The organism is Pandoraea anhela, assembly GCF_902459655.1.
Classification (GTDB): domain Bacteria; phylum Pseudomonadota; class Gammaproteobacteria; order Burkholderiales; family Burkholderiaceae; genus Pandoraea; species Pandoraea anhela.
The window spans coordinates 1-5,263 of the sequence record NZ_CABPSB010000044.1; the positions used below are offsets into that span (position 1 = coordinate 1).

A 5,263-nucleotide genomic window follows, 5' to 3' on the forward strand; every position below is an offset into this window, starting at 1 on the left:
GATGTCTTCTTCCATCGCCTTGCTCATCGTCTTTTCCTCGATTATGACTTGAGCAGGTTTTCACTGGGTCAATACAGGTGCGTCAATCGAACTCGATCGTGCACTCACTCAACGGATATAAGCGACCGTCTTAAACAGAGAAATTATCGCCTTTAATCCAGCCCAGTAGAGGGTGCAACGCCTGCGCACCAACTTCGATGTCCGTCCGCCAGCCATCAAGGTCACCATGGTAGCTAATTGCGTGAAATAGCTGACCACTAGGCAAGGTGATCTTACAACCTCGCTCGTTAACTCCCCCGCACTTAGCATTCGGGGGATTAGTTAACTCCGTAATTTTTCTAAACTGCTTTCGAAACTTGTTCTTACCATCGTCAGCAAAACAGGGAAACTCCGTACCGTCTACAGCAACAGACCACGGAATCATCCGCGCGTCTTTCCTCTCAAGCCTTCCTTCTAGAATCTTCTCTATGCATTCTAACTGGCTGGTCATTACTTTTTCCCTCGTCACTTGGTAGGTGCAATCACGAATTTCAGGCGGGGATACAATAATATAAATCCGTAATTTTTATCGTTCAAGGCAGCGCAAGATCGATCATATCCCCCAGCACATCCGTCATAATTTCCGAGAATAAATCATCAACGGATCTTATAGTCACGAGGAAGGGAAATTTTTAATTTCAGAAAAATCAACTTTCCAAATATCCAGCTCAAACAGTTCGCCATATTGATCTAGATTGATTGCAGCAGATATCGGCACATTATCCAAATCTAAATATTGCTTCTCAACCAGCTCGCAGTCAAACTTTCGTCTCCCCCCCTCATCCCAAACAAACTTAACACTACCCATTCCGCCATCCGACATAGGCTCAACCAAGGCACCTCGCGCGGATCGAATTAAATTCTCCATTCTTAATCTATCGATTTTTGCCGAAGAGATTAAATCAATCACCAACAAATACTCATTATCGGATATTTTTCTACGCGTTCTCATTACAACCTCGGAAAAGTTATCCTTCCAACATTTATACTTCCATTTGGAAATTTGAATGCACTGTAATTAAATTCAACCCCATTTACAAAAACCTTACCTTTATACAAACCCTCCGGCAACATCCCACCAATTCTGCCCAGATCATCCGCAACCGATTGTTGAACTGCTACGGCATCATGACCGCCATCGATTACGTGACGGAACGCATGGTCATTTTGGTTTTTGTTAGAACCAAACTGAACATTTGATCCGCCAGCGTCACTTTTCCCAATGCCAGAAGAGCCCTCAGCAGAACCATTAGCCGCATTTTTTCCGCTCCCACCTTCGTCCTTGTTCGAGAGTATCCAGGTTCCAGGGGCCCCTATACCACCGCCAGCGACCACCGGCGGTGCAACCACGCACTGACCGTTTGGCGCACAACTTACCAACGGAGGCGTTACCGTAGCTCCCCCACTCGCCGGGGGCGTTTGATCATTGGCTTGCGTAAGCGGATTCGGGTCTGCCGGTGGCCTCTCCCCCGACTGTTGTCGCTGTGCGAGCAAAAACTCTCGCGCGACCCACGCGCGCAGGTCCGACGGGCCGTTCAGGAGCGAAACTATGACGCTCGCGATCTTTGACGTAAGACCAAGGCTTCCGGGATGCTCCTCAGCATTGTTCGTCGCTTCATTCTGTGCCCAGAACGCTCCAGCGTTTGCATCTGCGCCAGCAGTGCCTGCACCCATTGCCCCGGCAAGCCCCGCCAACGTCGTCAGCGCAGCGCGTTGCGCCGCATCCAACGGCTGACCGCTATTACCCAAGGCGCGAATCAAATCGGGCATCAAAGCAGCGCTGACACTTGCACCGATGGCTCCCCCCGCACAATCACTTCCCGATGCCGCAGCACCAGCACACCCTAGAGCAGCATGGGCGGCCACGTAAGCTAGTCCACCGGGTAAGCCCTCACCAAATTTCCCCGCCGCGTCTAAATCACCAATCTGGAACGCAAGCGCAGCACCGAGGTTATTGATCCCACTCGCCTTCAACGCATCAAGGAAACTCCCTCCCTGAATCGTCGACTGCACACCCGCCTGAATCGCCGACTGGCCGAAAATCGCCAAACCTTGCGAGAGTAGTTTGTCCGCCGTCGTCGCCGCTGCGTTTCCTGCCGTACCGCCGACATAGCTTGGATTGACGCCCGCCAAGCTACTCAAACTGGTGCTCGAACCGCCCAACGTGGTAACGCCCAGCCCCTCACCCGCTGTGTACGTTATGCCGTTCAACAATCCCGCCGTAATCGCGCCAGACAATCCGCTCGTGACAACCGAACCTAAGTTAATCGATCCCGTCGTCGCCAATTGCGTGAACGCGGAACTCGTCATCGCCGTCAGCCCTGCGCTCAATGCGATGTTGCCTAGCCCTGCGCCAATCGCGATGCCTTCTGCCGTCGTCCCCGCCGCGGCCATCATCGTCGCTGTGCCCGCCGTCGCGCCCGCGAGGTTACCCACCATCGCCGAGAACATCGGTCCCAACACCGCCGACATAGCGACGGCTGCGACGATCATCCCAACCTGCTGAATCCCGAAGCTACCGCCCTGCTTGACGAAGTCCGTGTGCAGATCGTTTTGCAGCGTCTGCTGGACGAAGTTGTCACCCAACTGCGCCGCCACGCCCGCGATGAACGCTTGTGTTGCCGCATGGTCGACTTCGCCATTCGGGTCCAGCAGTTGAAGTGCTCCACCAATCTGGTTGAACTGATCGACGTTCAGCGTCAGCCCACCCGCTGCTGCGCTCATGAAGCCGCCCGGTTGCACCATCGTGCCCGTCGTCTTCAGGTAACCTGCGTCCTTGATGTAGCTCCACAGTTCGCCAACGTCCACCACGTTCGCGCGGTTTGTCAGCGTGCCGGTGTTCACCGTCAAACTGCCGCCCGAGGTGATCGAACCCGTGTTCAGGATGCTGCCACCCGCCGCCGCGCTGCCGAAGTTCAGCGACAGGTCGTTGCTCGCCAGAATCTGGCCGCCCGCCGACAGCGCTGTGAAGTTCTCCGGCAAATACACCTGCGGCATCAGTGCCGTCACCGTCGGGCATTTCGCATTGCCCGTTGCCGCGCATCCCGGCTCAGGTACCGTCTGCTCGACGTACCACAGCATCGGTTGCGATAACCCCGCAATCTGCTCAGGCGTGAGCGCTTGGCCCAACTGGATATTGTTCGTCTTCGCGTATTCCACCGCGTTGCCGTATAGCACCAGCTTCTGCTGGTCGTTCACCGTCAACTGTGACGTGCTGTCCGTCGACAAACCGTTGATGAAGCTCGCCTTGCCCGTTTGCATCAGGGCCGCTTGCTGGAGTTGAATCGCTTCTTGTTGAGGCGAGAAGTAGAACGTCGTCGTGCTCGGTTGCAGCGACGCAGGCAAATTCGACAGCAACACCTGCGGCGATACCGGATCGAGCGTTGCACCCAATCCGCCCACGATGTAGCTCGGCCCGTTCTGCTGGCCCGTGGTGCCCGTCAGGATCGACGACCCTGCGCCGCCCAGGCTCGCCGGGATCGTCAGATTCAGACCGCCGTTCGCCGGAGCCAGACTGATCACCTGCGGTGCATTGCCCACTTGCGGCGTGTACGTGTTGGCTGTCGTGATGCCATTGATCAGGCTCGTGCCCGTGAGCGACACCGACTGACCCACCACGTTACCCACGTTGACGATCTGGCCGCCCGACGTCACCGTCAGGTTTGGCGCCTGAATCGTCGCGGCGATGTTGCCCACCGGCGTCGGCGGATTGATGACCCCACCTACGCTCGTGTACGCGTCGCCGTAGAGCGACGTACATTCCGCAGCACTGCCGCAGCTCCACACGTCGTGACGTTTGTCGTCACTGAACATCCCCGTCTCTTGCACCCAATGCGAGTGCCAGTAGGCGTTGAGCGTCTGCGCGCTGTTCACCACCGGGCCGCTGACGTTGATCGTCGCGTTAAGACCCGCCGTAATCAGACTGCCGACGTTCGTCAGCGACCCCGCGTTGATCGTCAGATTGTTTCCGGCACCGATGATCGACGAGTTGCCCGACTGCTGATCGACGTACGCCTCGCAGTAGCTTTCCTTGTAACCGCCCGCCGTCATGCAGCCCGAATACTTTTCGAGCTTGCCGTAGTTCTCGTGCACTTGCACCGGCGGCGGCAGCGTGTTGGTGATGCCGCCCGCGACGTTCAACGTCAGGTTGTTGCCAGCGAGAATGTTGCCCGACGTGTTCGTCAGCGAGTCCGCCGCCGTCGTGCCAGTGGCGGACGAACCGACACCGCCGATCACGAGATCGTGACCCGCGATGAGATCGCCGTATTTGTTGTTGATCGTTCCCGCCGCAATCGTCAGGTTGTTGCCCGCGATGATCGCCGCGTTGTTCTGCGCGAAGGTGAACGATGTGGTGTTCGGGTTCTGCCCGCGAACGTCGTTGCCCCAGTAACAGGCGATGTTGCTCGTGCCCGGCGCGCATTCTACGCTCGAAAACTAGTGACTAGGATGCCCCTCGTCTGACCACATCAAGCGGGAAGATGTCATCTCTGTTCACTGAGTAGGTTCACTTCCGCAGCTTAAACTACGGGACTGGGTTAACTTCAACTAAAAACACCCCATCATCCGTATCAATTTCACAACCGTCAATTAATACAATCTCAAAATCTTCCAACCTTAATTTAAGATCTCCTTTGAATCTATACGGAAACTCTTTTTTACAGCATGGGCATTTCGCATTACTCCAAAGCGAGTACCTTTGCGCCGCCCCCGGAATCTCAGAAAGAAAAACATCAATAGCATTCAGCACCAACTCTTCTGAAGCTCCCTGCTTAACAAGCGAGTCAATATTTTCAAAACATTTCTTACGAACCAGCACATCATTGTTCTCATTGGAGTAGAAATGCAGCTGCGGCTCTGCCATGCCTGATATCCACGAATATGCCACTTCATTCTGGCAATGCGGGCATCTTGTGATTCGACCGGTAAAACTTCGCTTCTGAATCATGATATTACTTGACCCTCACAATAATCTGCCGAATACCTTGACCGCCAGCGCTAGGGATCGAGTCAATGACCAATTCCGCGCCGCCTGGCAGCCCTTTTCCGCCACCTAGGAAATAGTTATTCCCAGACAAGGGCGAGCGTGGTGCCCGATTCCCTATATTGTCAACGATTGAGAGAACATTCGAAGACTGACCTGCCCCCGGTTTTAGTCCGAAACGCTTTTAGAGTCCGAGGTTAAAAACTTCTGTTCTTCATGCGCCCGAGCAAACTGCTCGGGCGT

4 protein-coding genes are annotated in these 5,263 nt (G+C 55.0%); all 4 read right to left on the reverse strand.

Annotation, left to right across the window (positions count from 1 at the left end; genetic code table 11):
• Nucleotides 1–130: 130 nt before the first annotated feature.
• On the reverse strand, nt 131–490 hold the full coding sequence (locus PAN31108_RS26080) for a hypothetical protein (protein WP_150671638.1): 360 nt from the start codon (nt 488–490) through the stop codon (nt 131–133).
• Nucleotides 491–652: 162 nt separating this feature from the next.
• Nucleotides 653–991 carry a DUF6984 family protein gene (locus PAN31108_RS26085; protein ID WP_217426365.1) on the reverse strand — a complete coding sequence of 113 codons (339 nt, stop codon included), beginning with the start codon at nt 989–991 and terminating at the stop codon, nt 653–655.
• Nucleotides 991–4,437, reverse strand: coding sequence for a DUF637 domain-containing protein (locus tag PAN31108_RS26090; RefSeq protein WP_150671639.1), 3,447 nt, complete (start codon nt 4,435–4,437; stop codon nt 991–993). The genes PAN31108_RS26085 and PAN31108_RS26090 overlap by 1 nt, the downstream gene beginning before the upstream one ends.
• A 124-nt stretch (nt 4,438–4,561) precedes the next feature.
• Nucleotides 4,562–4,900 (reverse strand): hypothetical protein, encoded by a 339-nt coding sequence (locus tag PAN31108_RS26095; RefSeq protein WP_150671640.1) that lies wholly within the window; start codon nt 4,898–4,900, stop codon nt 4,562–4,564.
• Nucleotides 4,901–5,263: the final 363 nt, after the last annotated feature.

Excerpts from the sequence above, each read along its gene's own strand:
- PAN31108_RS26080 (WP_150671638.1), bottom strand. The coding sequence starts at position 490 with ATGACCAGCCAGTTAGAATGCATAGAGAAGATTCTAGAAGGAAGGCTT.
- PAN31108_RS26085 (WP_217426365.1), bottom strand. The coding sequence starts at position 991 with ATGAGAACGCGTAGAAAAATATCCGATAATGAGTATTTGTTGGTGATT.
- PAN31108_RS26095 (WP_150671640.1), bottom strand. The coding sequence starts at position 4,900 with ATGGCAGAGCCGCAGCTGCATTTCTACTCCAATGAGAACAATGATGTG.